We start from the raw sequence: 26,958 nt of genomic DNA, 5'->3' as shown, positions 1-26,958 counted from the left end.
AATATCCAGTGGCAAGATGCACACGCTTGAACTGCACAGTGATGTTGCATTAACGGTCGGCCAGCAGGTTGATATCGGGATCTCTGAAACCAGTTTAGTTAGATCTGCCTTTACGCTCTATTTTATCCCGTTATTGGGGCTAGTGTTAAGCACCTTAATAGCGAGCCACTATCTGACACAAGAGTGGGCCATTATGCTGATGGCTGCGTTGGGTACGGGAGGGGGGTTTTTAGTCGCCCGTAATATGGCCCAGCGTGCCAGCCAGCAAAAAGCGTATCAGCCCATTATTTTGCCTGCAGAAGGGCAGCTTAATGCGGCAACCGGTGAATATCAGCAAATAGAGCTTCATCATACCGCTGCGGTAAATGTCATTACAGTAAATACTGTTCAGGGAAATGAAAACACAGGTCAAAAGGCGTTGTTATCGTCATCAAAATCTGACGCTGAGTGATTAATAGGGCGGTAAGCCTGATGATATTGATATGATAATTAAACCCGTACAGCGTATTTTGGCTGTAATAAATACCGCTAATCCGTAAAGTGAGTGCCTGCAAGGATAGCGAGTAACCGGCGATTCAGGTAGAATCCACCCACTTAAATCATTAACACTGATTCTGCTTTGATTCCTAGCAAAGGTCGCGCAAATTCTGATGAAGCATATTCGTAACTTTTCCATCATAGCCCACATTGACCACGGTAAGTCGACACTGTCTGACCGGATCATCCAAATTTGTGGCGGTTTATCTGATCGCGAAATGGCAGCCCAAGTTCTGGACTCTATGGATTTGGAACGTGAGCGCGGTATCACCATTAAAGCGCAAAGCGTTACGCTAGATTATACCGCCCCTGATGGTCAGGTTTATCAGTTAAACTTTATCGATACTCCAGGCCATGTTGACTTCTCGTATGAAGTATCCCGCTCACTGGCGGCCTGTGAAGGTGCGCTGCTGGTGGTTGATGCTGGCCAAGGCGTTGAGGCACAAACACTGGCAAACTGTTACACCGCGCTGGATATGAATCTGGAAGTGGTGCCAGTATTGAACAAAATTGACCTTCCTGCCGCAGAGCCTGAGCGTGTGGCCGAAGAGATTGAAGATATCGTAGGTATTGATGCTACCGATGCGGTGCGCTGTTCAGCGAAGACCGGTGTGGGTGTGCCTGAAGTGCTGCAACGGTTGGTTGAGTCTATTCCAGCCCCAGAAGGTGACCCTGAAGCGCCGTTACAAGCCCTGATCATTGATTCATGGTTTGATAACTACTTAGGTGTTGTCTCTTTGGTTCGTATCAAAAACGGCAGCCTGCGTAAAAACGACAAAATTAAAGTGATGAGCACCGGCCAGACTTGGGGTGTTGATCGTTTGGGTATTTTTACCCCGAAGCAGCTTGATCGTACAGAACTTAACTGTGGCGAAGTGGGCTGGGTTGTTTGCGGTATTAAAGATATTCTGGGCGCTCCAGTGGGCGATACCCTGACTCTGGCGCGTAACCCAGCAGACAAAGCATTACCGGGCTTTAAGAAAGTAAAACCACAGGTTTATGCCGGTCTGTTCCCTATCAGCTCTGATGATTATGAAGCATTTCGTGATGCGCTAGGTAAACTAAGCCTGAACGATGCCTCACTGTTTTATGAGCCAGAAAGTTCTACAGCGCTGGGTTTTGGTTTCCGTTGCGGCTTCTTAGGCTTGCTGCATATGGAGATCATTCAAGAGCGTTTAGAGCGTGAATATGATCTTGACTTGATCACCACCGCACCAACAGTAGTGTATGAAGTTGCTGTTACAAGTGGTGATATTGTCTATGTTGACAGCCCATCAAAATTACCACCACTGAATAATATTGATGAGATCCGTGAGCCAATCGCAGAGTGTCATATGCTATTGCCACAGGCTTATTTGGGTAATGTGATCACACTGTGTATCGAAAAGCGCGGTGTACAGACCAACATGGTTTATCACGGTAACCAAGTGGCGCTGACCTATGAAATTCCGATGGGTGAAGTGGTTCTTGATTTCTTTGACCGACTGAAATCAACTTCGCGCGGTTATGCCTCACTGGATTACAGCTTTAAGCGTTTCCAAGCCGCTGACATGGTGCGTGTTGATATTATGGTTAACGGCGAGCGTGTTGATGCGCTGGCAATTATTACTCACCGTGATAATGCCCAAGGTCGTGGCCGTGATGTGGTTGAGAAAATGAAAGAGCTGATCCCACGTCAGCAATTTGATATCGCAATTCAAGCGGCTATCGGTAACCAAATTATTGCCCGTGCCACCGTCAAGCAGTTACGTAAAAACGTACTGGCAAAATGTTATGGTGGTGATGTGAGCCGTAAGAAAAAGCTGCTACAGAAGCAGAAAGACGGTAAAAAACGTATGAAGCAGGTCGGTAATGTCGAGCTGCCACAAGAAGCGTTCTTGGCCATTTTGCATGTCGGCAAAGATTAATTTTCGACAAATATTGATTTAAGGAGCAAGCATGGCTAATACCTTCGCGCTGATTTTGGTGCTGGTTACTCTGTTCACCGGAATTATCTGGTGTTTAGATAAACTGGTTTGGGCACCTAAGCGTAATGCCAAAAAAGAGGACGTACGTGCGAAGGCTGGCGGCAGTATTGATGAGGCAACCTTAAACAAGGTTGCTCCACAGCCAAGTTGGGTTGAGACTTCTGTCTCTATCTTTCCGGTTATTGCCGTTGTATTGGTCGTGCGCTCTTTCATCTATGAGCCATTTCAGATCCCTTCTGGCTCTATGATGCCTACGTTACTGGTAGGTGATTTTATCCTTGTGGAAAAATTTGCCTACGGTATCAAAGACCCGATCTTCCAAAAAACGTTGATTAAAACCGGTGAACCTAAGCGCGGTGATATTGCGGTATTTAAATATCCAGAAGATCCGAGCTTAGATTACATCAAGCGCGTTGTTGGATTACCGGGAGACACAATTGTTTATCAAGATAAACAATTGTTCATTAAGCCCGCCTGTCCTACAGGAAAAGAGTGTCAGCCACTGACCAAACTGGAGTACAGCAATGTACATCCGAGCCCATTTTATCAGGGTAATGCTCAGTTAATTGAAGCAACCGAGCAGTTAGGTACTGTGGGGCATAACATTCTTATTAATCCTTATATGCCAGAAGCTACTGCCTATTATTACACTCAAACCGGAAAACCGGTGGGTGAGTGGGTTGTTCCTGAAGGTGAATATTTTGTCATGGGTGATAACCGTGACAACAGTAAGGACAGTCGTTTCTGGGGCTTTGTCCCGAACGCCAATTTAGTCGGTAAAGCCGTTGCTATCTGGATGAGTTTTGATAAAGAACCCGGAGAGTGGCCAACAGGTGTTCGCCTGAACCGAATTGGCGCAATTCATTAATCGGTTATGTAGTTGATGAATGCATCATTAAATACTTTACAGCGTAAGCTGGGTTACACCTTTACGAATCAAGAATTACTTCATCTGGCACTGACTCACCGCAGTGCCAGCGGTAAACACAATGAGCGTTTAGAGTTCCTCGGTGACTCTATCCTCAGTTTTGTGGTTGCTGATGCGCTGTATCATCAATTTCCTAAAGTTGATGAGGGCGATATGAGCCGCATGCGTGCTGCATTGGTCCGTGGAAATACACTGGCTGAACTTGCCCGTGAATTTGAACTGGGTGACTATTTGCGTCTTGGCCCCGGAGAGCTTAAAAGTGGCGGGTTTCGTCGGGAATCTATCCTGTCTGATACCGTTGAAGCTATCATTGGTGCGGTCTATTTAGACACGGGTTTAGAGTCGGTTCGTCAGTTGATCTTGCAGTGGTATCAGCAGCGCTTGGAAGAGATTTGCCCAGGTGATCGGCAAAAGGATCCTAAAACACGCTTGCAAGAGTATCTGCAAGGCCGTCGTTTACCGTTGCCGGTTTACCATGTTATGCAGGTGCGCGGTGAAGCGCATGATCAAGAATTCACGATTCATTGCAGCGTAGAAGGCATGGCTCAACCCGTTATCGGTGTGGGTTCAAGCCGCCGTAAAGCTGAACAAGCTGCCGCTGATCAAGCACTTACATTGTTGGAGCTGGTATGACCGAAGCTGAAAAAACACATTGTGGCTTTATTGCCATTGTCGGTCGCCCAAATGTCGGGAAATCAACCTTACTGAACCAGTTACTGGGGCAGAAAATTTCGATTACCTCACGTAAGGCTCAGACTACGCGCCACCGTATTGTCGGTATTGATACTCAAGGGGCTTATCAGGCTATTTATGTCGATACTCCGGGTTTGCATATCGAAGAGAAGCGCGCGATTAACCGCTTGATGAATAAGGCTGCCACCAGTTCTATTGGTGATGTAGAGCTGATCATTTTTGTGGTGGAAGGCACGAACTGGAATGAAGATGACGACATGGTGCTGGGTAAACTGCGTCATGCCCGTTGTCCGGTCATTCTGGCGATCAACAAAGTTGATTGCATCAAGCAAAAAGATATTTTGCTGCCACATATTCAGGCACTAGCAGAGAAGTTTAACTTCCTGAATGTTGTGCCTATTTCGGCTGAAACCGGTGCGGGCGTTGATGAAATTGCCCGTATTGTGCACGATAAACTGCCAGAAGGTACACATCACTTTCCGGAAGATTATGTCACTGACCGTTCACAGCGGTTTATGGCCTCAGAGATTATCCGTGAAAAGCTGATGCGCTTTATGGGTGAAGAGCTGCCGTACTCCGTTACCGTAGAGATTGAGCGTTTTGTAGCCACCGAAATGGGTACTTACGATATCAATGCGGCAATTTTGGTTGAACGTGAAGGCCAGAAGAAGATGGTGATTGGCGCGAAAGGTAGCAAGATCAAGGTGATCGGTACTGAAGCGCGTCGTGACATGGAATCTATGTTCGATACCAAAGTGCATCTGGAGCTGTGGGTTAAAGTAAAATCAGGTTGGGCGGATGACGAGCGTGCTTTGCGCAGCCTCGGTTATACGGACGATCTGTAATTGTACAAGGATACTTTCTGATGGATGGGTGGCAGCGTGGCTTTGTACTTCACGCTCGCCCTTACAGTGAAACCAGCCTGATGCTGGATGTCTTCACTGAAGATCAGGGGCGAATGCGAATACTTGCTAAAGGTGCACGCAGTCGTCGTTCCAATTTAAAGGGCTGTTTACAGCCCTTTACTCCCTTACTGCTCCGCTGGAGTGGGCGTGGAGAAGTCAAAACATTGCGCAGTGCAGAGCCTGCTGCATTAGCCTTGCCTTTTAGCCGTATTGGTTTATACAGTGCGCTGTATGTCAATGAGCTGGTTACCCGTGTTCTTGAGCCACAAACGGCTTACTCTTCTGTTTTTCTTGACTATCTCACCTGCCTGCGTGAGCTGGCACAATATCCGAATAATCCAGAACCGGCTCTACGCCGTTTTGAATTGGCATTGTTACAGGCGCTTGGCTATGGGATTGACTTTGTCCATTGTGCAGGCAGTGGATTACCGGTTGATGGGCAGATGACATATCGTTACCGTGAAGAGAAAGGGTTTATTGCATCACTCATTGTTGATCAACTCAGTTTTAGCGGTCAGCATCTGTATGCACTGGCAGCACGCCAGTTTGATACATCGGATCAACTGAAAGCGGCAAAGCGCTTTACGCGTTTAGCATTAAAGCCGTATCTTGGTGGTAAGCCATTAAAAAGTCGGGAGCTTTTCCGCCATTTTGCCAAGGAGTCGAAACATGTCTAAGTTACTGCTCGGTGTTAACATTGATCATATCGCGACAATTCGTAATGCTCGTGGGACAATTTACCCTGATCCAGTGAATGCAGCATTTGTTGCGGAGCAGGCCGGTGCTGACGGTATTACCGTACATTTGCGTGAAGATCGCCGCCATATTACTGATCGCGATGTGAAAATCTTACGGCAAACCCTGCAAACGCGGATGAATCTGGAGATGGCTGTCACCGAGGAGATGCTGGCGATTGCCTGTGAGGTGCAACCACACTTTTGCTGCTTAGTGCCAGAAAAGCGCGAAGAGGTGACAACCGAAGGTGGGTTGGATGTTGCTGGTCAGCTAAGTAAAATGACTGACGCAGTGGCACGTTTAACTGCGGCACAGATTAAAGTCTCACTGTTTATTGACCCTGATATGGCGCAAATTGATGCTGCTGTTGCAGTCGGTGCACCATTTATTGAATTACATACCGGTGCGTATGCTGATGCGCCAACCGAGGCTGCACAACAACTGGAGTTGGCCCGTATTGCAGCAGCGGCAGAATATGCTGCTGGGCGTGGGCTGACGGTCAATGCCGGACATGGCCTGACATACCACAATGTAGCTGCGATCGCGGCCTTACCTGAGATGTATGAGCTAAATATCGGCCATGCAATTATTGGTCGTGCGGTGATTGATGGGCTGAAGAATGCAGTTTCCGATATGAAGCAGTTGATGCAGGCTGCGCGTGCATAATGGCGGTTTGCGGTTTAGGCACAGACATTGTTGAAATCGCGCGTATTGATGCGGTGGTTAATCGTAGCGGTGAACGGCTGGCACAGCGAATTTTGACACCCTACGAGCTGACCTTGTATCAGGCCAGTACGCAGCCAGTACGCTTTTTAGCCAAGCGTTTTGCAGTAAAAGAGGCGGCAGCCAAGGCGCTGGGTACCGGATTTCGTGGTGGTATTGCGTTTAATCAGATAGAGGTGCGCACTGATCCATTGGGCAAACCCTGTCTGTATTGGTATGCGGATGCGGATAAGCAGCGAGCTTTGCTGGGAGCTGTAAATTCATATGTGACCATTGCCGATGAGAAGTATTATGCTGTGGCAACGGTACTTCTTGAACGGTAATGTTGGCAGTGACTCAGCAAGCATAGCGGCTAAAAAAGAGAAGGTGAGCATGATAGCTCACCTTTTTTTATTCGTATCTTAGTCAGATTTTTTTGCAACAGTGTTTATATCACCTGCGCTTATGTGACCTGATGTGGAATAAAACGTAAAGACTCATGCCTAACGTTCTCTATCTCATCGAGTAATTCGAGCCATTCTGGTTCTAATTCTGTTGCCGACGTTCCCTGACGTAATAGCTGTTCAAGCTGACGACAGAGGTTTTTTAGGCGTGGTACTCCGCTGTAACTGCAACTACCGTGCAGCGTATGAATTTTGGCAAGGATCTCGGGCTCATCCTGTTCATTGAGTACATTGTGTACCCGTTGCTCAATTTCGGTCAGGAAGGTGAGGAGCATTTCCAGCAATTCAATGGCTAAATCTTCTTTACCTGCGGCTTGCTGTAACGCTAATGCCCAGTCAAGGCTGCTGTTTTCACTGGCATTGCCTGCAATCACGGTTTTTACTGTCTCAGTTGTTTCCGCTGCATTTACAGTTTCAACTGTAAGTACCGTTGCGACAGTATTGGTAATATCGCGAACTACCGTGTTTTGCGCCGATATTACATCTGCCTTGCTGATTAATATTGGTGCCGAATTGACTGGGTATGGTTTTGCAGGGCATGGTAATGCCGCGGTTGACACGGTTATCGGCAGATTGCAGCCGGTATGCAGAGCCATAATCCGCTGTAACATACTCTCATCAATCGGCTTGGTCAGATAATCATCCATGCCTGCTGCAATCAGCCGCTCGCGCTCGCCACTCATGGCGTGTGCGGTCACGGCAACAATCGGAGTGTCCTGATTATTGGCTTGCTGGTGAATTAGCTCGCTGGCCCTGATACCATCCATCTCGGGCATCTGAATATCCATTAGGATAATATCAAACCGTTGGCGCGAGGCTTGCTCTACGGCATCAAGCCCGTTGTTGCACAGGTAAACGTGTTCGACCATCTCTTGTAACAGTGTGCCGATAAGTTTCAGGTTGGCTGGGTTATCATCAACTGCCATCACATGCAGCGGTAATTTGGCCGGTGACCATGCAGGGTTTGGTAAGGCGGTGGTATGGCCATCTTGTAAGGTATTAAACAACCGTGCGCGTGGTAGAGGTTTGGTTAAGCACGCCTCTGCTCCGGCTTGGATGAGTGCATCGGCAATGTTCAGATCTTTACTCGGCAGACCAACAATTACGCGTCGGGTATAGCGGCGCGCCTGTTTAATCTGCTGTGACATCTCGGCCACATCTGGTGTGAGTGTGGCAGCAAAACAGAGCAACAAAATATCGGTCTGAGTGGTAGTCAACTCCGCCAGCGTGGTGGCGCAGTGGAGTACAACCGGTTGTTGTTCAAACATGCTCATCACTGCACTGGCTGCTTGTTCGTTCGGTTCAATCAGGCTGATGTGTTGTCCGGTTAGCGAGAGCAGTTTTGGTACATCGTTGTGAATGCCGTCGGTCAGCGCCAGTGGTACGGTAAACCAAAAACTAGAGCCTTTATGCAGGCGGCTTTGAAAGCCAATTTCACCGCCCATCTCTTTAACCAATTTTTGGGTGATAACCAACCCTAAACCAGTACCCCCATAACGGCGGGAAATACTGGCATCTGCTTGACGGAAGGCCTGAAACAGCTGTGCTTGCTGACGTTCAGAAATACCGATACCGGTATCTTTAATCTGTAAAAGAAGTTCAATTCCGCCCGGTGTACGGCTGCGCAGTTCAATTAAAATATCGATATTACCGTGTTCGGTAAATTTAATGGCGTTACCAATAAGGTTGGTCAGGATTTGCTGTATCCGTAAGGGATCACCGACCACATATTCAGGCACATCTTGGCTGAGAGTCAGTGTCAGCTCGATACCTTTATCGTGAGCATTTGGGGCAAGCAGTAGCATGACTTCATCAATCGTATCGTGTACCCCGAACGGGATCTGCTCTAACACCAGTTTTCCGGCTTCGAGTTTTGAGAAGTCTAAAATATCATTGATGATAGTCAGCAGATTATTGGCCGAGCGTTCAATGGTTTGTAGATAGTCAATCTGGCTGGTACTGAGGCGGGTTTTTAGCATCTGGCGAGTAAAGCCGATAACGCCGTTGAGCGGAGTACGCAGCTCGTGTGACATATTGGCTAAAAATTCGGATTTAATACGCGCAGCTTCTTGTGCTCGTTTTTTCGCCAGATCAAGCTCGACGTTCTGGATCTCCATCTGTTCGAGCGTTTCCCGCAAATCAGAGGTGGCCTGATCAATGCTTTGTTGCATCTCTTCATGGTATACAGTCAGCGATACGGCCATCGAGTTAATGCCATTTTTCAGCATATTTAACTCACCGAGCATATTACCCGCAACCCGACTATCAAGCTGCCCGCGGCGAATTTGATCCACGGTGTGTACCATATGGGTGATAGGCACAGTCACCACGCGCATCAGGCGGTAAGAGAATACACCCGCAATAATCATGCCGATAGCCAACATTCCCAATGATGCGGCTATCTCTTGATACTGTTGCAGCTCCATCGGCCTGACATCGAGCTCTACGGCAATATAGCCCAGTGGTGGGCTACCTTCAGGGTTGTTCAGTAGCAGCTCAGGCAGTGAGTTTTCTGCAAAGATGGGGGTGCGGATCACCAGCAGTTGATCTTGCCGTGTTACCATCACTTGAGTGGGCAGTTTGCTCTGCTCATCAAGTTGCAGAACTGAGAAGTTGCGGTGAAAATTAGAGGTCACAAATAAACGGTTATCGGCATCGAATACCGCAATAGAACGCACTATATTTGAATGGCGACGGTGCAGTAAATTGATCAGCTGCTTTACCGACTCCCGGTTTCTGAACGTCATGGCATATTCAGTGGCCACAGATAAAGGCTCGATAATCGAAATACCTTCATCAATCAGTTGCTGATCGAGATCGCGGTAACGATTGACGACAAAAAAAGTGCTGAGCAACAACCCAATTATCAGGGTTGGTGCCAGTGTCATGGTGATTACTCGTGCGCGTAGGCCGTAATTGGTCATCAGTCGTTATCTGTGGGAGAATTGCCGATTATTCGCATAATTTACCTGATTATGGCTAGATATTCATGGTGCAATTTTATACTCCAGTAAAAAAACGGGCTTCTGTCGTACAAACTGCCGAAGTTGAGATCCTTTCTCTTGATTATCAAGGGCAAGGTGTTGCGCGTTGGCAAGGAAAAACGCTGTTTGTGACCGGTGCTCTGCCCGGTGAAAAAGTACTTGTGCGGGTTTATGAAGATAAGCGCCAGTATGCGAAAGCAAGCACGCAAAAAGTGTTACACGCTTCTGAGGCGCGGGTCAAACCGGTGTGCCCACATTATGCGCTGTGTGGCGGCTGTCAGATGCAACATATCGAATATGCATTGCAAACTGAGAGTAAGCAAAATGCGTTTTTGCGCTTAATGACCCGTGATATCGCTACTCCCGCCACTGTATCTGCGCCGTTATGTGGTGATGCGTATGGTTATCGCCGCCGTGCAAGGTTGAGTCTGCTAGCCGATAAAAAGACCCGTGAGCTCACGTTGGGTTTTCGGCGCGCGAATGCAAAAACACTGGTTGATATTCAGCAGTGTCCGGTACTACAGCCGCAGCTCTCTGCACTTATCCCGCCATTAAAACAGTGTTTACAAGCGCTGAAAGGGGTTATTTCGCTGGGCCATATTGAGCTGGTAGGGGCTGACAATGGGAATGCTCTGGTGGTGCGCCATGTAAAACCATTATCAGAGTCTGATCAGGCGATATTGATTGAATTTGCAAAGGCACATCAACTGAGTCTGTTTTCTGCCCCTGATAGTGAACAAGTTATCTGTTTAGCCGGCCAGTGGCCAACTTATCAGGTAAAGGGTTTGACGCTGCAATTTTCACCGCGTGACTTTATTCAGGTGAATGCTGATGTAAACCAAAAAATGATCACGCAGGCATTAACGTGGCTGGCGTTATCGGCCGATGATCGGGTGCTGGATTTGTTCTGCGGAATGGGGAACTTTACATTACCGATTGCGCAGAGAGCCGGTTATGTGGTGGGTGTTGAAGGTGTGGCCGCGATGGTTGAGCAGGCTAAAACTAACGCACATGAAAACCAGATCAGTAATGCGGAGTTTTTCTGCTGCGATCTGGATGCACCACTTACCGCACAGCCGTGGAGTACGGAAGGGTTTAACAAAGTGTTACTTGACCCAGCACGGGCTGGTGCATTGGCAGTAATGGAACATATAGTGAACTTGCGCCCAAGTCATGTTGTCTACGTGTCGTGCAACCCAGCAACACTGGCGCGTGATAGCCAAATTTTGGTAAATGCCGGTTACCAGCTAGCGGAGTTGGGCGCACTGGATATGTTCCCACAAACGGCACATGTTGAGTCAATGGCGCTGTTTATCCGCCGTAAAAAGTAAGGCTTTTTGGTTTGATTTTCCAATGCGTTAGGGTGATGAATGATTTATTAACGGTACGATTTTTTATGGAATATTCAGCGTGTAAAAAGCGGTGAGTATTGTATCGTACTGGCCAAAGTATCTGTTTTATGTCGTCGATTAATATCATTAAAGCCAAGAGATAGGGATTAATTATGGTTGCAGTTCGTGGTGCTCACCTGAATAAAGACGGGGTGTTTGCGCTCGAAAAATGGATTAACAGTCTGGGTTTATCACCTGAGACCGGAACCCGTGTATCCGAAACTTGGCGTTATTGTGAGAGCTGTATTGCTGATCCTGCATTAGCCAGTACAGTGCTATCGCGTGGTTTGGAAATGGTCGAAATTCTGGCCACGCTGAGTATGGATACCGATAGTTTACGGGCGGCATTAGTTTTTCCATTGGTCGAAGCTAAGTTACTGACTCTGACTCAGGTGCAGGAAGAGTGTGGTAAATCAATCGCGGAACTGATTCGCGGCGTATTGGATATGGATGCAATACGTCAGCTAAACGGCACACAAAACGGCTCTACATCATCAGAGCAAGTGGATAACGTGCGACGCATGTTGTTGGCGATGGTGGAAGATTTTCGTTGTGTGGTTATTAAACTGGCCGAGCGCATTGCACACCTGCGTGAGGTGAAAGATGCCGATGAAGAGCAACGAGTTTTAGCGGCCAAAGAGTGTACCAATATCTATGCACCGCTGGCTAACCGCTTGGGGATCGGGCAGTTAAAGTGGGAGCTGGAAGATTATTGCTTCCGTTATCTGCATCCTGATGAGTACAAGCGGATTGCCAAACTGCTGCACGAGCGCCGGATAGACCGTGAGCAGTACATTGACTCTTTTGTCAAAACCCTGCGATCGCACATCAAAGAGGCTGGTGTGGTGGCGGAAGTGTACGGTCGGCCTAAGCATATCTACAGCATTTGGCGAAAAATGCAGAAGAAAATGCTGTCGTTTGATGAGCTTTTTGATGTACGTGCTATTCGTATCATTACCGAGCGTCTGCAAGACTGTTATGCCACATTAGGCGTAGTACACACCTATTGTAAGCATCTGCCCAAAGAGTTTGATGATTATGTGGCAAACCCTAAACCTAACGGTTATCAGTCAATCCATACCGTAGTATTGGGGCCACAGGGTAAAACCATTGAAATTCAGATCCGCACCCGTCAGATGCATGAAGATGCTGAACTCGGCGTTGCTGCCCACTGGAAATATAAAGAGGGTGGTGGCAACGTGCGTTCGGGCTATGAAGAGCGGATTGCGTGGTTACGTAAACTGCTGGCGTGGCAAGAGGAGATCTCTGACTCTGGCGAGATGATGGATGAGCTGCGTAGTCAGGTCTTTGATGATCGTGTTTACGTTTTTACCCCGAAAGGGGATGTTGTTGATCTGCCAAGTGGCTCAACACCGCTCGATTTCGCCTACCATATTCACAGTGATGTCGGTCATCGCTGTATTGGTGCAAAAATCAGCGGGCGTATCGTTCCTTTTACCTACAAATTGCAGATGGGTGATCAGATAGAGATCATCACCCAGAAAAATCCTAATCCGAGCCGTGACTGGTTAAATCCTAACTTAGGCTTTGTGAACAGTAGCCGTGGGCGCGCGAAGATCCACGCGTACTTTAAAAAGCTTGATCGCGATAAAAATGTGGCTGCCGGTAAAGAGATGCTCGAAGGTGAGCTTTCACGCATGGGGTTGGGTTTTAAAGATGTTGAAAAGCTGGCAATAGAGCGTTTCAATGTCAAAAGTATGGAAGAGGTGCTGGCCGGTATTGGTGGTGGCGATTTACGCCTTAATCAGCTGATTAACTTCCTACATAACCGCTTGATGAAGCCGGATGCAGAGCAAGCCGATAAAGAAGCACTGCGCAATATCGCCCAAAAAGCCCAGAATGCTGCGCATAAAAGCACCGATCACAAGCCGGGGCGGATTGTGGTTGAAGGTGTCGGCAATTTACTGCACTACATCGCGCGCTGCTGTCAGCCGATTCCGGGTGATGATATTGTCGGTTTTATCACCCAAGGGCGTGGGATCTCAATACACCGTGCCGATTGCGAACAGCTACATGATCTGCTCAGTCATGCTCCGGAACGAGCTGTTGAAGCCGTGTGGGGAGAGTGCTATTCATCGGGTTATTCGCTCAGTGTACGGGTGATGGCCAATGATCGCAGCGGATTACTGCGCGATATCACCACTATTTTGGCGAATGAAAAAGTCAATGTACTGGGAGTGGCCAGCCGCAGCGATACCAAAAAACAGTTGGCCACCATTGATATGGAGATCGAACTGTACAATCTGCCGGCACTCGGGCGGGTACTCAGCCGCATTGGGCAACTGCCAGATGTGATTGAAGCTCGCCGATTGCGAGGTTAGCGTCGCATGGTGGGTTGCTACAAACCGAATCTGATCCATAGATACCTGATCCATAGATACATCACGGGAAGCATTGGCTTCCCGTTCTTTTTCGTTTTTTCAGTACAGGTTACTGATTGTCGATAACAACAAAAAAATAGGCTGATGAAAATGTCTGAACCGATGAACACGCTGCTGAACATTATGCAACAACTGCGCGATCCGCAAACCGGTTGCCCGTGGGATCGCAAACAAACGTTCGAAACGTTGGTGCCGCACACACTGGAAGAGACCTATGAAGTTATCGATGCGATTGAGCGTAATGATACCGCTGATCTGAAATCAGAGCTGGGCGATATGCTGTTTCAGGTGGTGTTCTATGCACAAATTGCCAAAGAACAGGGGCTGTTTGATTTTGGCGATGTCTGCAATGAGATCAGTGATAAATTATATCGTCGTCATCCTCATGTGTTTGGTGATACTCAACTTGATGCAAACGCAGATGATGCAACTGCCGAAGTGTTACGCAACTGGGAGAGCATTAAACAAAATGAGCGTACAGAAAAAGCACAAACTTCCGTATTAGACGATATCCCTAAAGCACAACCGGCACTGATGCGCGCCTATAAAATGCAGCAACGTTGTGCAACTGTGGGCTTTGATTGGGATACTTTAGGTCCAGTTGTTGAAAAAGTGCACGAAGAGATCGAAGAAGTGCTAGCTGAAGCGTGTCAGGTGGAGAAAAATGAGGTAAAATTAGCAGAAGAAATTGGAGACTTGCTTTTTGCTACGGTTAATCTCAGTCGTCACTTGGGGCACAAGCCGGAACTGGCACTGCGTCAGGCGAGTGATAAGTTTGAACGGCGCTTTCGTCAGATAGAAGAGGCGATAGCCGCACAAGGGCGACAGATGCAAGATGCATCACTGGCAGAAATGGAAGCATTATGGCAAGCAATAAAGCGCCGTGAGCCTTCATAATAACTGCCTGATTAACCGTTGAAAAATGAAGAGCAGAGTACAAAAGGGGTAATCAGTTGCTTCCCGATTTGTCGAGAGGGGGGAGCTCTGGTATACTATTATCCCGTCTTTGTTCTTCCTTTTCTCCTATAAACCTAACTCTCAGGTTCAGCATGACAACAAATTATATTTTTGTGACCGGTGGGGTTGTATCCTCGCTAGGTAAAGGCATTGCAGCAGCATCACTGGCCGCGATTCTCGAAGCGCGTGGACTCAATGTCACCATCATGAAACTGGACCCTTACATCAACGTGGATCCGGGTACCATGAGCCCGATCCAACACGGTGAAGTATTCGTAACGGAAGACGGCGCGGAAACGGACCTCGACTTGGGGCACTATGAGCGTTTCATTCGTACCAAAATGACACGCCGCAATAACTTCACCTCTGGCCGTGTGTATGCCGATGTGCTGCGCAAAGAGCGTCGTGGTGATTATTTGGGTGCGACCATTCAGGTGATCCCGCATATCACAAATGAAATTAAAGATCGCGTCATTGCCGGTGCTCAAGGCCACGATGTGGTGATTGTTGAGATTGGCGGCACGGTGGGTGATATTGAATCACTGCCATTCTTGGAAGCTATTCGTCAGTTGGCCGTTGAAGTAGGCCGCGAGCATACTCTGTATATGCACCTGACTTTAGTGCCATACATGGCCGCTGCTGGTGAAGTAAAAACTAAGCCAACACAGCATTCAGTGAAAGAGCTGTTGTCTATCGGTATTCAGCCTGATGTGCTGATTTGCCGTTCAGACCGCGTGATCCCAGCGAATGAGCGCGCGAAGATTGCGTTGTTCTGTAATGTGCCTGAAAAGGCGGTTATCTCACTGAAAGATGTTGATTCTATCTATAAGATCCCTGCGCTATTGAAGTCGCAAGGGCTGGATCAATACATCTGTAAGCGTTTTGGTTTGAACTGTCCGGAAGCGAACTTGTCTGAATGGGAACAGGTCATCTACGAAGAGGCCAACCCAACAGCAGAAGTGACTATCGGGATGGTCGGTAAGTATATTGAACTGCCAGATGCCTATAAGTCAGTTAACGAAGCGTTAAAACACGGTGGTTTGAAAAATCGCCTGACAGTGAATATTCGTTATATTGACTCACAAGATGTTGAAACCAAAGGTGTAGAGCTGCTCAAAGGCCTTGACGCAATTTTGGTTCCAGGTGGTTTTGGTTCGCGTGGCGTAGAAGGCAAGATTATGGCTGCCCGCTATGCACGTGAAAATAACGTACCTTACTTGGGTATCTGTCTGGGCATGCAAGTGGCAATGATTGAATTTGCCCGCAATGTTGCCGGTATGGCAGGTGCGAACTCCACTGAATTTGATGCAAGCAGCACCTTCCCGGTTGTTGGCTTGATCACTGAGTGGAAAGATGCAGAAGGTCAGGTTGAAGTGCGCAGTGAAGAGTCTGATCTGGGTGGCACTATGCGTTTAGGCGCACAGTTGTGTCATTTAGAAGAGGGCAGCACTGCACGTAAACTGTATGGTCAGCCGACCATTCATGAACGTCACCGTCATCGTTACGAAGTAAACAACTATCTGCTGCCTCAGATTGAGAAAGCGGGTATGCGCGTAACAGGCCGTTCAGCAGATAAGCAACTGGTTGAGATCATCGAAGTGCCGAACCATCCGTGGTTTGTTGCTTGCCAGTTCCACCCTGAGTTTACGTCGACCCCGCGTGATGGTCACCCACTGTTTGCAGGTTTTGTAAAAGCCGCCGGTGATTATCAGGCTCGCCAGATTAAGTAACGAAAACCCTAAAATGTACTGCATTTCTGGGCTGGATTAGGCGTACTTTTTTAATCCAATCACACAGTAAAGCAGTACATTTTTTGACTCAGCTTAAAGTTCAGACTCACTTTTAATAGGAAGAAAAGTTATGTCCAAGATCGTTAAAGTACTGGCTCGTGAAATTATTGACTCTCGTGGTAACCCTACCGTTGAAGCAGAAGTGCATCTGGAAGGTGGTTTTGTAGGTCTGGCTGCTGCGCCGTCTGGTGCATCTACCGGTTCTCGCGAAGCACTGGAACTGCGTGATGGTGATAAATCCCGTTTCATGGGCAAAGGCGTTCTGAAAGCAATTTCTGCTGTTAATGGTCCGATTGCTGAAGCTCTGCTGGGCAAAGATGCAAAAGATCAAGCTGCTATCGATAAGGTCATGATTGATCTTGATGGTACTGAGAACAAGTCTAACTTCGGTGCAAACGCCATTCTGGCAGTATCACTGGCAAACGCCAAAGCCGCTGCTGCAGCGAAAGGCATGCCACTGTTCGCACACATTGCTGAACTGAACGGTACACCGGGCGTTTACTCTATGCCTCTGCCAATGATGAACATCATCAACGGTGGTGAGCACGCGGATAACAACGTTGATATCCAAGAGTTCATGATCCAGCCTGTTGGCGCAAAAACGCTGAAAGAAGCAGTACGTATGGGTTCAGAAGTATTCCATACTCTGGCTAAAGTACTGAAAGCAAAAGGCATGGGTACAGCAGTAGGTGACGAAGGTGGCTACGCGCCAAACCTAGAGTCTAACGCTGCTGCACTGGCTGCTATCAAAGAAGCCGTTGAGCAAGCTGGCTATGTGCTGGGTAAAGACATTACTCTGGCCATGGACTGTGCAGCTTCTGAGTTCTACAACAAAGAAACTGGCATGTATGAGCTGAAAGGCGAAGGCAAAACCTTCACCGCAGAAGGCTTCTCTGATTTCTTGGCAGAACTGACTACTCAGTACCCAATCGTCTCTATTGAAGATGGTCTGGACGAGTCTGATTGGGATGGTTTTGCATACCAAACTAAGATCCTGGGCGACAAAATCCAGCTGGTGGGTGATGACTTGTTCGTAACCAACACCAAGATCCTTAAGCGTGGTATCGACAACGGTATCGTTAACTCCATTCTGATCAAATTCAACCAGATCGGTTCTCTGACCGAAACTCTGGCTGCAATCAAAATGGCGAAAGATGCAGGCTACACCGCTGTTATCTCTCACCGTTCAGGTGAAACTGAAGATGCAACCATTGCTGATCTGGCAGTAGGTACAGCAGCTGGCCAAATCAAAACGGGTTCTATGAGCCGTTCTGACCGTGTTGCTAAGTACAACCAACTGATCCGTATCGAAGAGATGCTGGGCGAAAAAGCACCTTTCAACGGTCTGAAAGAAGTGAAAGGCCAAGCATAATCATGCTGCGCTGATTTTTTGCATGCTGTAATCTTGCATTGCGGCTGATTGCATAAACGAAAAGGCTGCCTTCGGGTGGCCTTTTTTATGGCCTAAAAACAGCGTTCACCCGAGGAATCGTTGAAATACGCCCGTTATGCTGAGGGTTGTCTGTGTAGCCAACGCATTACGGCAGTGGTACAACGGCATCAGATATGGGATGATAACAGCGATTTTTTGGGGGATAAGATGGGTAAACTAAGCATATTTTTGCTCGTGATACTGAGCTGGTTACAATACAGTTTGTGGCTGGGTAAAAATGGTGTGCATACGTATACCCGTATTCAGCATGAAGTTGTGGCACAACAAGAGAGCAACACCAAATTAAAAAGCCGTAACGAACAGCTATTTGCCGAAATTGATGATCTCTCTAGTGGCCTTGAAGCCATTGAAGAGCGTGCGCGCGATGAATTGGGCATGGTAAAACCTGGAGAGACCTTCTACCGTATTTTACCTGCTGATAAAACGACAAAATAAGTAATAACGATGACAGCGGTCACTGATCAAGTAACACATTTTATTGCCGTTATTCCGGCAGCCGGTATTGGTAGCCGAATGCAATCGGCCATTCCTAAGCAATATTTACCGTTGCAGGGTTTGACAATATTAGAGCACACCGTGCAGGCATTGCTGCGCGACACGCGAATTTCATCGGTTGTTATTGCACTGCATCCTGATGATCGCTGGTTTGATACGCTTGCCTTGCGCACTCATCCGCGTATTCGTACGGTGACGGGAGGCAATGAGCGTGCTGATTCAGTACTGGCAGCGTTACGATCAATTGAGGATGATAGCGCGTGGGTACTGGTTCATGATGCTGCCCGCCCGTGCCTACACGCCAGTGATCTTGACAAACTCCTGACCTTTGCTGACCGCCCATGGCAGGCAAATATGCCGATTGGTGCAATTTTAGCCAGCCCCGTACGGGATACCATGAAGCGTGGGAATGCCTCACACACTATCGATCATACCGTTGACCGCACACAGTTGTGGCATGCGTTAACCCCGCAAATGTTCCCTTCACGCTTGTTGCGCGATTGCCTTGAAAAAGCCTTGGCAGAGCAGGCCGTGATTACGGATGAGGCCTCTGCCTTAGAGTTTTGTGGTTTCCAGCCTTATCTTGTGAACGGGCGAGCCGATAATATCAAGGTGACACAGCCTGAAGATCTTGAGCTTGCGCGTTTTTACTTGGCGCACTCTCTGGCTTTGCCTACTGATCCTGCATGTTAATGCGCCCATGAATACAGCCAGCACTATAACCACAACATAACGATAACCTGTAGCGGGCATATTAACGCAGCCTATTTTTTATTTTCTATCCCCCCTTTTTTAGCTTGCGAGGACATCGGATGATGCGTATCGGACATGGTTTTGATGTACACAAGTTTGGCGGTGATGGCCCTGTCATTATTGGCGGGGTGGCGATTCCGTATCCGCAAGGCTTACTGGCACACTCTGATGGCGATGTTGCGCTGCATGCGCTGACCGATGCACTGCTCGGTGCTGCTGCGCTTGGCGATATTGGTCACCTGTTTCCCGACACCGACCCTGCGTATAAAGGCGCTGATAGTCGGGGATTGCTGCGTGAAGCCTTTCGTCAGATCCAACTAAAAGGTTACGGCATTGGTAATGTCGATGTCACGATTATTGCGCAAGCGCCTAAAATGGCCCCGCACATCAGCGCCATGCGCGCCTGTATTGCCGCCGATTTAGCCTGTTCGATTGATTGCGTGAATGTCAAAGCCACAACCACTGAAAAGCTCGGGTTTACCGGCCGTGGTGAAGGCATTGCCTGTGAAGCTGTTGCGCTGTTACTCCGAAAAAATGAACTACAACAAGAAACGGCTGAACGTGGTGTTATTCAACAAGGTCGAGCAGATAAAATCGCAGAAAATGGAGAAGTATCGGGTGAGTGAGTTGCAGTATTTACACGGTAAACCAACGCATTACGGGCAACTAAAAGCACAGCCAGATGATTTTCGCGTGATAGAGAACTTAGGCTATGACTTTACCGGTGAAGGTGAACACGTCATGGTCTTGGTACAAAAAACGGGCTGTAATACCAAGTTTGTGGCTGAGAAACTTGCGGAATACGCGGGTATTCCAGCACGTAACGTAGCCTATGCAGGTTTAAAAGATCGCCATGCTGTCACTGAGCAGTGGTTTGGTCTGCATATTCCCGGAAAAATTACCCCTGATTTTGCCGCTTTTCAGCTTGATGGCTGTACCGTACTAGGTATGACGCGCCATAACCGAAAAATGCGTACCGGTGCTTTACGCGGAAATCAGTTTGAAATTTTGCTGCGTGGTATGACATCTTCAGCCGAGCTGGATCAGCGGTTAACGCTGATAGCCGAACAGGGTGTTCCCAACTATTTTGGTGAGCAACGTTTTGGTCGTGAAGGTAACAACCTGCACATGGCACAGCGTTGGGCCAGTGGTGAAATAAAGGTTAAAGACCGTAATAAACGTAGTTTTTGTCTGTCAGCCGCTCGCAGTGAGCTGTTTAATACAGTGGTCAGCGCGCGTATTGCGGCCAGTTTGCATACCACCGTACTTGAAGGGGATGCACTGCAACTGGCCGGGCGGAATAGCTGGTTTGTGACAACACCAGAAGAGTTGGCGCAATCCCAACAACGCTTGCAAGAACACGATGTTAACCTGACCGCACCTATGGTTGGGGATGGTGAATTAGGCTCACAATCTGAAGCTGCTGCTTTTGAGCATGCACAATTAGACGCGGAACAGGTCTTAATCGGATTGTTGACCCGTGAACGTTTAGAACCCGCACGGCGTGCTCTGCTGTTACGGCCTGAGCACTTTACATGGCAGTGGCGGCCTGAGGGATTAAAGCTGGCCTTTTTTCTGCCTGCAGGCAGCTATGCAACTAGCGTTATTCGTGAAATAGCGTTGACTGATCAAGAAGGAGATAACCGTGCGTATCCTGCTGAGTAATGATGATGGTGTGACTGCACCGGGGATTCAAATTCTTGCCGCAGAACTGCGAAAATTTGCTGATGTGACCGTTGTTGCACCTGATCGTAACCGCAGTGGCGCATCAAATTCATTGACACTTGAGATGCCCGTACGCATTAACACACTGGCTAACGGTGATCTTTCGGTACGCGGTACGCCGACTGATTGTGTGCATTTAGCTGTCAATGGTTTGATGTCTCCGCTGCCGGATATTGTGGTTTCAGGCATCAATGCTGGCCCCAATCTGGGGGATGATGTGATCTATTCCGGTACAGTTGCTGCGGCCACCGAAGGGCGGCACATGGGGTATCCGGCACTGGCAGTATCACTCAATGGTACAACCCATTATGAAACGGCTGCAGTGATTACGGCACGCTTACTGCGTACCTTGCAACGACACCCGCTGCGCACCAATCGCATTTTAAATATCAATGTGCCCGATGTGCCCCTTGAGCAGATTAAGGGGATCAAGATTACCCGTTGCGGCAATCGGCATCCGGCGGGCAAGGTCATTTGCGAGCAAGACCCGCGTGGTAATGATATTTACTGGATTGGCCCTGTTCCGGCTGCAAAAGATGCGGGTGAGGGAACTGACTTTGATGCGGTAGCACAACACTATGTTTCGGTCACTCCGTTACAGATTGATTTAACCGCACATCAGCATCTTGATATGCTGACTGAATGGGTAGAAAGCAGCGGAGAGTGGTAATAATGAAGAGGTCAGTCGAGTTAGATCGGCTGCTCATCAACTTGAAAGCACAGGGGATCAGGGATGAGCAAGTTCTGCATGCACTGGCCAGCGTCCCGCGAAACCGTTTCATTGATGAAGCATTCGCCCATAAAGCTTACGATAACACCGCACTGCCGATAGGTGCGGGGCAGACTATTTCTCAACCCTATATTGTTGCGCGGATGACGGAGCTGCTCGGGCTGCAGCCCCATTCACGGGTGTTGGAAATTGGCACAGGTTCAGGCTATCAAACCGCAATATTGGCACATTTGGTTGATCGAGTCTGCTCGGTTGAGCGGATTAAAACCCTGCAATGGCAAGCAAAACGGCGTTTTAAACAACTCGATTTACATAATATTGCTACCCGTCACGGTGATGGCTGGGAAGGTTGGCCGGCACGCGCACCTTTTGATGCAATCATTGTTACCGCGGCAGCAACGGCTATTCCGCAAGCACTGCTGGAACAGTTGGCCGATGGCGGTGTACTGGTGATCCCGGTGGGGTCTACTAGTCAGGCATTGCAGAAAATTACTCGCATTAAAACACAGTATACGATTGAGCAGATTGAGGCGGTTCGTTTTGTGCCGCTCGTACAAGGAGAGATTGCGTGAAATTATTTGGTGCTATTTATGATCGCGTTATGATCTGGGCACGTCACCCGAAAGCAGAGATATGGTTGGGCGCGGTCAGTTTTATCGAGGCTATTTTTTTTCCTATCCCGCCCGATATTATGTTGGCCCCGATGGCGCTGGCTGAACCGAAAAAAGCGGTACGATATGCACTTGTTACCGCAGTCACCTCTGTACTCGGTGGTATTATCGGTTATGCTTTGGGATACTACTTGTTCGATCTGCTGCAACCGATGATTGCACATATGGGTTATCAGGCCAATTTAGATAAAGCCATGCAGTGGTTCAAGGAGTGGGGGGTTTTAGTGGTCTTCATTGCTGGCTTCTCTCCTATTCCGTATAAAGTTTTTACCGTAACGGCCGGGTTACTCAAAATGGCGTTTTGGCCGTTTGTCGGCGCGGCATTAGTTTCACGTACCGCACGTTTTCTGCTGGTTGCCCTGTTAATGGCATGGGGTGGCCCGCGCATGGAAGCACAGCTACGAAAATATATTGAAATTTTAGGTTGGGGTACTGTAGCGCTGGCAGTACTTGCTTATTTGATTTATCGCTAAATTGTTAGGTGAAAGGATGATTTCAGGAAGCCTAAACAAGGCCCTCTATCAGACAGGTCTTTGCTCTTGTTTACTGTTTGCGTTAAGCGGTTGTAGCACAACGGCGACTAATCCGGCTCCGGTGAGTTCGGCAACGTCAGAGAGTGGTGACTATTACAGCTCTTCGTCGAATTCAGGTGCTGCACCTGATTATAAACGGTTACAAAAAGGCAGTTACACCGGTACAACATACCGAGTGAAAGATGGAGAGACGCTCTTTTATATCTCTTACATCTCTGGTCGTGACTTTAGGGATCTGGCCGCAGCGAACAATATTCCTGCACCTTATACCATTTATCCGGGGCAAACGATCCGATTGTCAGACGGTGGTAATGAGAGTTACGCACAAACTCATCAGACCAGCACTCAATCGACACAAAGTTATGTTGAACCTGTGACCGTTAAGCATTACTCTGGTGATGAAAGTAAACAGAATGTTAACCGCAAGCCGGGTGATATTCATGTAACGGAAACCGTGATTGCGCGAACTACGCCACCGGCGCCGGTAAAACCAACCGAAACACCGGCGAAGAGTAACCCGAGTTCATCAAGTAGCTCTGCTGAAGCGGGTAATGCCACAGTAAGCAGTTGGCGCTGGCCGGTTGAGGGCAAAGTGATCAACGGTTACTCGGCATCGGAAGGCGGTAATAAAGGCATTGATATTGCAGGGCGACGCGGCCAGCCAATTTATTCAACGGCACCGGGAAAAGTTGTTTATGCAGGTAATGCATTACGTGGATACGGTAATCTGATCATCATCAAACACAATGATGATTACCTGAGTGCCTATGCACATAATGAGACATTATTGGTGAAAGAGCGTCAGTCTGTGAAGGCGGGTGAGCAGATTGCCACTATGGGTAGTTCAGGAACCAGCTCAGTCAGGTTGCACTTTGAAATACGTTATAAAGGTAAGTCTGTGAATCCGTTGGGTTATTTACCACGGCGCTAAACGGGCAGAGAGGGTTGTACTGCTTCGTATTTCTCCGACATGCAAGGAGTAAAGTATGAGCCATAGCAATACTGCAGCAGAAGAACTGCATGACTTTGAGCTGGAAGAGTCGTCTTTAGAAACACTCGAAGAAGAGGCATTTCAGCTAGCAGCGGAAGAGGATCTGGACGCTGACGAGCAGTTCCCGCACATTGATGCCCTGCGAGTGCTGGATGCAACCCAACTCTATCTGGGGGAGATTGGTTTCTCCCCACTGTTAACGGCGGCGGAGGAGGTCTATTTTGCCCGTCGTGCCTTACGTGGTGATGAGTCGGCACGTAAGCGTATGATCGAGAGCAATTTGCGCCTTGTAGTAAAAATTGCCCGTCGTTATGGTAATCGGGGTTTGGCACTGCTTGATCTGATTGAAGAAGGGAATCTCGGTCTGATCCGTGCGGTGGAGAAATTTGACCCTGAAAGAGGTTTCCGTTTTTCTACCTATGCGACATGGTGGATACGTCAAACCATTGAGCGCGCTATCATGAATCAAACACGGACTATCCGTTTGCCGATTCATGTAGTGAAAGAGCTGAATGTCTATTTGCGCACGGCACGCGAGTTAGCACATAAACTGGAACACGAACCAACAGCGGAAGATATTGCCTCCGTACTCGACTGTCCGGTTCATGATGTTAACCGTATGTTGCGCTTAAATGAGCGTATTACCTCGGTTGATACACCGATTGCTGGCGATTCAGAAAAAGCATTGCTGGATATTCTGGCCGATGAAAAAGAGCACGGGCCTGAAGAGACAACACAAGATAACGATATGCACTCAAGTATCGTGAAGTGGTTGTATGAACTCAATCCGAAACAACGTGAAGTGCTGGCGCGTCGTTTTGGTCTGTTGGGGTATGAAGCGGCAACATTGGAAGATGTTGGCAGTGAAATTGGCTTAACACGTGAACGCGTTCGTCAAATTCAGGTTGAAGGCTTGCGTCGCCTACGTGATATTCTGACTCAACAAGGTTTAAGTATTAACGCTCTGTTTCGTGAATAAAGTGTATTGTTGGTTAATTGGTTAATTGGTTAATTGGGCCATATAGCCACTAAGAATTAAAAAAAGTCCCCGTTTTTACGGGGACTTTTTTATACCTAATCTATTGGATATGGTATGCAGTCACTATAGATAATTAATTATAGTGCTTTGAGCTTATACAGCAGATCAAGTGCCTGTTTTGCTGTTAGATTATCCGGATTTATCGCTGCCAGAGCGGTAATCACTGGGTGCTCTGTTTCGGATAATAGTGAAAGCTGGGCTGTATTTTCTGTCTGCTTGGTGATGCCGAGAGTGCTAGTGTTGGAATGAGAATCGGTAATTACAGGTACATCAGTACCTGAATGTGCAGCTGGCATATCTATCGATGTATTTTCCAACTCACCGAGTTTTTGTCTGGCACGGGCAATCACTTCACGTGGAACACCGGCAAGTGCTGCAACAGCCAGACCATAGCTTTTGCTGGCAGCGCCCTCTTGCACTGCGTGCATAAAGGCAATGGTTTCACCGTGTTCAACCGCATCAAGATGAATATTTACGACTCCCTGCAATCGCTCAGGCAGTGCTGTTAGCTCAAAATAGTGAGTCGCAAACAGTGTCATGGCTTGAATTTTTTGTGCCAGCCACTCAACGCAGGCCCATGCCAGTGATAAACCGTCATAGGTAGACGTTCCTCGCCCGATCTCATCCATCAATACCAAACTGTGTTTTGTGGCATTGTGCAAAATGTTGGCGGTTTCTGTCATTTCAACCATGAATGTTGAGCGGCCAGAGGCCAGATCATCAGATGCGCCAACACGGGTGAAAATGCGATCAATTGGCCCGATAACGGCCTGCTGTGCGGGAACAAAACTGCCGATATGAGCCAGCAAAACAATCAGCGCTGTTTGTCGCATATAGGTACTTTTACCGCCCATGTTCGGGCCGGTAATGATCAACATACGACGTTCCGGTGTCAGATGAGCAGGGTTGGCAATAAAAGGCTCTCGCAGCATTTGTTCAACGACGGGATGCCGGCCATTTTCAATGTGCAAACCTGTGTGTTCGCTCAGTTGCGGACAGTGGTAGTCAAGGGTTTCTGCCCGTTCAGCCAAGTTAATTAAAACATCAAGCTCTGACAGGGCCGCAGCGCTTTGTTGCAGTGCCGGTAAATGAGGCAGCAACTGATCAAACAAAGCTTCATACAGGCTTTTTTCCAGTGCCAGCGCTTTGCCCTTTGCGGTAAGCACTTTATCTTCATACTCTTTCAGCTCTGGAATAATGTAGCGTTCAGCATTTTTCAGCGTTTGGCGGCGGATGTAATGAGGTGGTACATGTTCACTTTGTCCGCGGCTGACTTGAATATAGTAGCCGTGAATTGCATTAAAACCGACTTTGAGCGTATCTAGCCCTGAACGCTCTCGTTCACGGATTTCAAGTTGGTCTAAATAGTGTGTTGCACCGTCGGCCAGAGCACGCCACTCATCAAGCTCTGCATTGTAGCCTTGTGCCAGTACGCCCCCGTCGCGGATCAGTACCGGTGGGTTTTCCATAATGGCGCGTTCGAGCAGATCACACAATTCAGTAAATGTACCGATATTGCTTTTGAGCGTTTGTAGATGTGCGGTTTTTTGTTCGGAAAGTAGTGTGTTAATTTCCGGTAATTGTTGAAATGCGCTGCGCATACGAGCGAGATCACGCGGGCGCGCTGTGCGCAGTGCAAGACGCGCCAAGATACGCTCTATATCGCCAACTTGCCGTAAAGGGGGTTGTAATGTACTGATTAAGTCGGCCTGTTGCAGTGCAGAAATGGCTTGCTGGCGTGCAGTCAGGGTGTTGATATCACGAATAGGTTGATGCAGCCAGCGTTTGAGCATACGGCTGCCCATGGCGGTGACAGTGTGATCCAGTACTGCCGCGAGGGTATTTTCATTTCCACCGCTTAAGTTTTGGGTGATCTCAAGATTACGGCGAGTTGCCGCATCCATAATAATGCCGTCTTGCTGGCGCTCCATGGTTAATCCACGAATATGCGGCAGAGCTGTGCGCTGGGTATCTTTGACATATTGCAGCAAACAGCCTGCAGCACATAGGGCAAGGTGTGCTTGCTCTACGCCAAACCCGATCAGATCGCGAGTGCCAAATTGTAGCGTCAGTTGCTGGCGGGCGGTTTCCAGCTCAAATTCCCACTGCGGTC

At 48.2% G+C, this 26,958-nt stretch carries 23 protein-coding genes and 1 pseudogene; 22 read left to right on the top strand and 2 right to left on the bottom strand.

Annotated features, from left to right (window positions below; genetic code table 11):
* The 8 genes from ACRC27_RS13930 to acpS all read left to right on the top strand — a co-directional run.
* A partial coding sequence (locus ACRC27_RS13930) for a SoxR reducing system RseC family protein (RefSeq protein ID WP_438640151.1) occupies window positions 1-451 on the top strand: 451 nt, incomplete at its 5' end.
* A 199-nt stretch (window positions 452-650) separates the two neighbouring features.
* Window positions 651-2,444, top strand: a complete 1,794-nt coding sequence (lepA, locus tag ACRC27_RS13925) for a translation elongation factor 4 (protein ID WP_438640150.1) — start codon at window positions 651-653, stop codon at window positions 2,442-2,444.
* Window positions 2,445-2,475: 31 nt separating this feature from the next.
* Window positions 2,476-3,372: a signal peptidase I gene (lepB, locus tag ACRC27_RS13920; RefSeq protein ID WP_438623698.1), complete on the top strand. Its 897-nt coding sequence runs from the start codon at window positions 2,476-2,478 to the stop codon at window positions 3,370-3,372.
* A 15-nt stretch (window positions 3,373-3,387) separates the two neighbouring features.
* The gene (gene rnc / locus ACRC27_RS13915; protein ID WP_438623699.1) at window positions 3,388-4,065 is read left to right on the top strand and encodes a ribonuclease III; all 678 of its coding nucleotides are present in this window, start codon (window positions 3,388-3,390) and stop codon (window positions 4,063-4,065) included.
* The gene (gene era / locus ACRC27_RS13910; protein WP_438623700.1) at window positions 4,062-4,970 is read left to right on the top strand and encodes a GTPase Era; all 909 of its coding nucleotides are present in this window, start codon (window positions 4,062-4,064) and stop codon (window positions 4,968-4,970) included. The genes rnc and era overlap by 4 nt, the downstream gene beginning before the upstream one ends.
* Window positions 4,971-4,990: 20 nt before the next feature.
* A complete protein-coding gene (gene recO / locus ACRC27_RS13905; protein WP_438623701.1) occupies window positions 4,991-5,707 on the top strand; it encodes a DNA repair protein RecO in 717 nt (238 codons plus the stop codon).
* On the top strand, window positions 5,700-6,431 hold the full coding sequence (pdxJ, locus tag ACRC27_RS13900; RefSeq protein ID WP_438623702.1) for a pyridoxine 5'-phosphate synthase: 732 nt from the start codon (window positions 5,700-5,702) through the stop codon (window positions 6,429-6,431). Before recO ends, pdxJ begins: the two co-directional genes overlap by 8 nt.
* Window positions 6,431-6,811, top strand: a complete 381-nt coding sequence (gene acpS / locus ACRC27_RS13895; RefSeq protein WP_438640149.1) for a holo-ACP synthase — start codon at window positions 6,431-6,433, stop codon at window positions 6,809-6,811. Before pdxJ ends, acpS begins: the two co-directional genes overlap by 1 nt.
* Before the next feature lie 119 nt (window positions 6,812-6,930).
* Here acpS and barA read toward each other — a convergent pair whose 3' ends face one another.
* Window positions 6,931-9,855 (bottom strand): two-component sensor histidine kinase BarA, encoded by a 2,925-nt coding sequence (barA, locus tag ACRC27_RS13890; protein WP_438631427.1) that lies wholly within the window; start codon window positions 9,853-9,855, stop codon window positions 6,931-6,933.
* A 65-nt stretch (window positions 9,856-9,920) separates the two neighbouring features.
* Here barA and rlmD point away from each other — a divergent pair, with 65 nt between their 5' ends.
* The 14 genes and pseudogenes from rlmD (at window position 9,921) to rpoS (ending at window position 24,785) form a co-directional block, all read left to right on the top strand.
* A complete protein-coding gene (rlmD, locus tag ACRC27_RS13885; protein WP_438640148.1) occupies window positions 9,921-11,246 on the top strand; it encodes a 23S rRNA (uracil(1939)-C(5))-methyltransferase RlmD in 1,326 nt (441 codons plus the stop codon).
* Between the two features lie 173 nt (window positions 11,247-11,419).
* The gene (gene relA / locus ACRC27_RS13880; protein WP_438623706.1) at window positions 11,420-13,648 is read left to right on the top strand and encodes a GTP diphosphokinase; all 2,229 of its coding nucleotides are present in this window, start codon (window positions 11,420-11,422) and stop codon (window positions 13,646-13,648) included.
* A gap of 144 nt (window positions 13,649-13,792) precedes the next feature.
* A complete protein-coding gene (gene mazG, locus ACRC27_RS13875; RefSeq protein ID WP_438640147.1) occupies window positions 13,793-14,605 on the top strand; it encodes a nucleoside triphosphate pyrophosphohydrolase in 813 nt (270 codons plus the stop codon).
* Window positions 14,606-14,757: 152 nt separating this feature from the next.
* The gene (gene pyrG, locus ACRC27_RS13870; protein WP_438623708.1) at window positions 14,758-16,395 is read left to right on the top strand and encodes a glutamine hydrolyzing CTP synthase; all 1,638 of its coding nucleotides are present in this window, start codon (window positions 14,758-14,760) and stop codon (window positions 16,393-16,395) included.
* A gap of 130 nt (window positions 16,396-16,525) precedes the next feature.
* On the top strand, window positions 16,526-17,827 hold the full coding sequence (eno, locus tag ACRC27_RS13865) for a phosphopyruvate hydratase (RefSeq protein ID WP_438623709.1): 1,302 nt from the start codon (window positions 16,526-16,528) through the stop codon (window positions 17,825-17,827).
* A gap of 228 nt (window positions 17,828-18,055) precedes the next feature.
* Complete coding sequence (gene ftsB, locus ACRC27_RS13860) at window positions 18,056-18,343, top strand: cell division protein FtsB (protein WP_438623776.1); 288 nt, start codon at window positions 18,056-18,058, stop codon at window positions 18,341-18,343.
* 9 nt (window positions 18,344-18,352) lie between these two features.
* On the top strand, window positions 18,353-19,096 hold the full coding sequence (gene ispD, locus ACRC27_RS13855) for a 2-C-methyl-D-erythritol 4-phosphate cytidylyltransferase (protein WP_438631423.1): 744 nt from the start codon (window positions 18,353-18,355) through the stop codon (window positions 19,094-19,096).
* Window positions 19,097-19,218: 122 nt separating this feature from the next.
* Window positions 19,219-19,686 (top strand): annotated as a pseudogene (ispF, locus tag ACRC27_RS13850) (2-C-methyl-D-erythritol 2,4-cyclodiphosphate synthase); the annotation flags it as partial.
* A 73-nt stretch (window positions 19,687-19,759) separates the two neighbouring features.
* On the top strand, window positions 19,760-20,821 hold the full coding sequence (gene truD / locus ACRC27_RS13845) for a tRNA pseudouridine(13) synthase TruD (protein ID WP_438631435.1): 1,062 nt from the start codon (window positions 19,760-19,762) through the stop codon (window positions 20,819-20,821).
* Window positions 20,802-21,551: a 5'/3'-nucleotidase SurE gene (gene surE / locus ACRC27_RS13840; RefSeq protein WP_438623711.1), complete on the top strand. Its 750-nt coding sequence runs from the start codon at window positions 20,802-20,804 to the stop codon at window positions 21,549-21,551. Before truD ends, surE begins: the two co-directional genes overlap by 20 nt.
* Window positions 21,552-21,553: 2 nt before the next feature.
* A complete protein-coding gene (locus tag ACRC27_RS13835) occupies window positions 21,554-22,183 on the top strand; it encodes a protein-L-isoaspartate(D-aspartate) O-methyltransferase (RefSeq protein ID WP_438623712.1) in 630 nt (209 codons plus the stop codon).
* Window positions 22,180-22,755, top strand: coding sequence for a YqaA family protein (locus ACRC27_RS13830; RefSeq protein WP_438631421.1), 576 nt, complete (start codon window positions 22,180-22,182; stop codon window positions 22,753-22,755). Before ACRC27_RS13835 ends, ACRC27_RS13830 begins: the two co-directional genes overlap by 4 nt.
* Before the next feature lie 16 nt (window positions 22,756-22,771).
* Window positions 22,772-23,746 (top strand): murein hydrolase activator NlpD, encoded by a 975-nt coding sequence (nlpD, locus tag ACRC27_RS13825; protein WP_438631419.1) that lies wholly within the window; start codon window positions 22,772-22,774, stop codon window positions 23,744-23,746.
* A gap of 55 nt (window positions 23,747-23,801) precedes the next feature.
* Window positions 23,802-24,785 (top strand): RNA polymerase sigma factor RpoS, encoded by a 984-nt coding sequence (rpoS, locus tag ACRC27_RS13820; RefSeq protein WP_438623715.1) that lies wholly within the window; start codon window positions 23,802-23,804, stop codon window positions 24,783-24,785.
* Window positions 24,786-24,922: 137 nt separating this feature from the next.
* Here rpoS and mutS read toward each other — a convergent pair.
* A partial coding sequence (mutS, locus tag ACRC27_RS13815; RefSeq protein WP_438640146.1) for a DNA mismatch repair protein MutS occupies window positions 24,923-26,958 on the bottom strand: 2,036 nt, incomplete at its 5' end.

Origin of the sequence: Plesiomonas sp., from assembly GCF_051650925.1 — a bacterium.
GTDB lineage: Bacteria > Pseudomonadota > Gammaproteobacteria > Enterobacterales > CAMTGL01 > Plesiomonas.
This window is presented reverse-complemented; position numbering and strand designations above follow the sequence as displayed.

Excerpts from the sequence above, each read along its gene's own strand:
- ispD (WP_438631423.1), top strand. The coding sequence starts at position 18,353 with ATGACAGCGGTCACTGATCAAGTAACACATTTTATTGCCGTTATTCCG.
- truD (WP_438631435.1), top strand. The coding sequence starts at position 19,760 with ATGGAGAAGTATCGGGTGAGTGAGTTGCAGTATTTACACGGTAAACCA.
- acpS (WP_438640149.1), top strand. The coding sequence starts at position 6,431 with ATGGCGGTTTGCGGTTTAGGCACAGACATTGTTGAAATCGCGCGTATT.
- barA (WP_438631427.1), bottom strand. The coding sequence starts at position 9,855 with ATGACCAATTACGGCCTACGCGCACGAGTAATCACCATGACACTGGCA.
- era (WP_438623700.1), top strand. The coding sequence starts at position 4,062 with ATGACCGAAGCTGAAAAAACACATTGTGGCTTTATTGCCATTGTCGGT.
- rnc (WP_438623699.1), top strand. The coding sequence starts at position 3,388 with ATGAATGCATCATTAAATACTTTACAGCGTAAGCTGGGTTACACCTTT.
- nlpD (WP_438631419.1), top strand. The coding sequence starts at position 22,772 with ATGATTTCAGGAAGCCTAAACAAGGCCCTCTATCAGACAGGTCTTTGC.
- pyrG (WP_438623708.1), top strand. The coding sequence starts at position 14,758 with ATGACAACAAATTATATTTTTGTGACCGGTGGGGTTGTATCCTCGCTA.
- pdxJ (WP_438623702.1), top strand. The coding sequence starts at position 5,700 with ATGTCTAAGTTACTGCTCGGTGTTAACATTGATCATATCGCGACAATT.
- lepB (WP_438623698.1), top strand. The coding sequence starts at position 2,476 with ATGGCTAATACCTTCGCGCTGATTTTGGTGCTGGTTACTCTGTTCACC.
- mazG (WP_438640147.1), top strand. The coding sequence starts at position 13,793 with ATGAAAATGTCTGAACCGATGAACACGCTGCTGAACATTATGCAACAA.
- rlmD (WP_438640148.1), top strand. The coding sequence starts at position 9,921 with ATGGTGCAATTTTATACTCCAGTAAAAAAACGGGCTTCTGTCGTACAA.
- lepA (WP_438640150.1), top strand. The coding sequence starts at position 651 with ATGAAGCATATTCGTAACTTTTCCATCATAGCCCACATTGACCACGGT.
- relA (WP_438623706.1), top strand. The coding sequence starts at position 11,420 with ATGGTTGCAGTTCGTGGTGCTCACCTGAATAAAGACGGGGTGTTTGCG.
- ACRC27_RS13835 (WP_438623712.1), top strand. The coding sequence starts at position 21,554 with ATGAAGAGGTCAGTCGAGTTAGATCGGCTGCTCATCAACTTGAAAGCA.
- eno (WP_438623709.1), top strand. The coding sequence starts at position 16,526 with ATGTCCAAGATCGTTAAAGTACTGGCTCGTGAAATTATTGACTCTCGT.
- recO (WP_438623701.1), top strand. The coding sequence starts at position 4,991 with ATGGATGGGTGGCAGCGTGGCTTTGTACTTCACGCTCGCCCTTACAGT.
- ftsB (WP_438623776.1), top strand. The coding sequence starts at position 18,056 with ATGGGTAAACTAAGCATATTTTTGCTCGTGATACTGAGCTGGTTACAA.
- rpoS (WP_438623715.1), top strand. The coding sequence starts at position 23,802 with ATGAGCCATAGCAATACTGCAGCAGAAGAACTGCATGACTTTGAGCTG.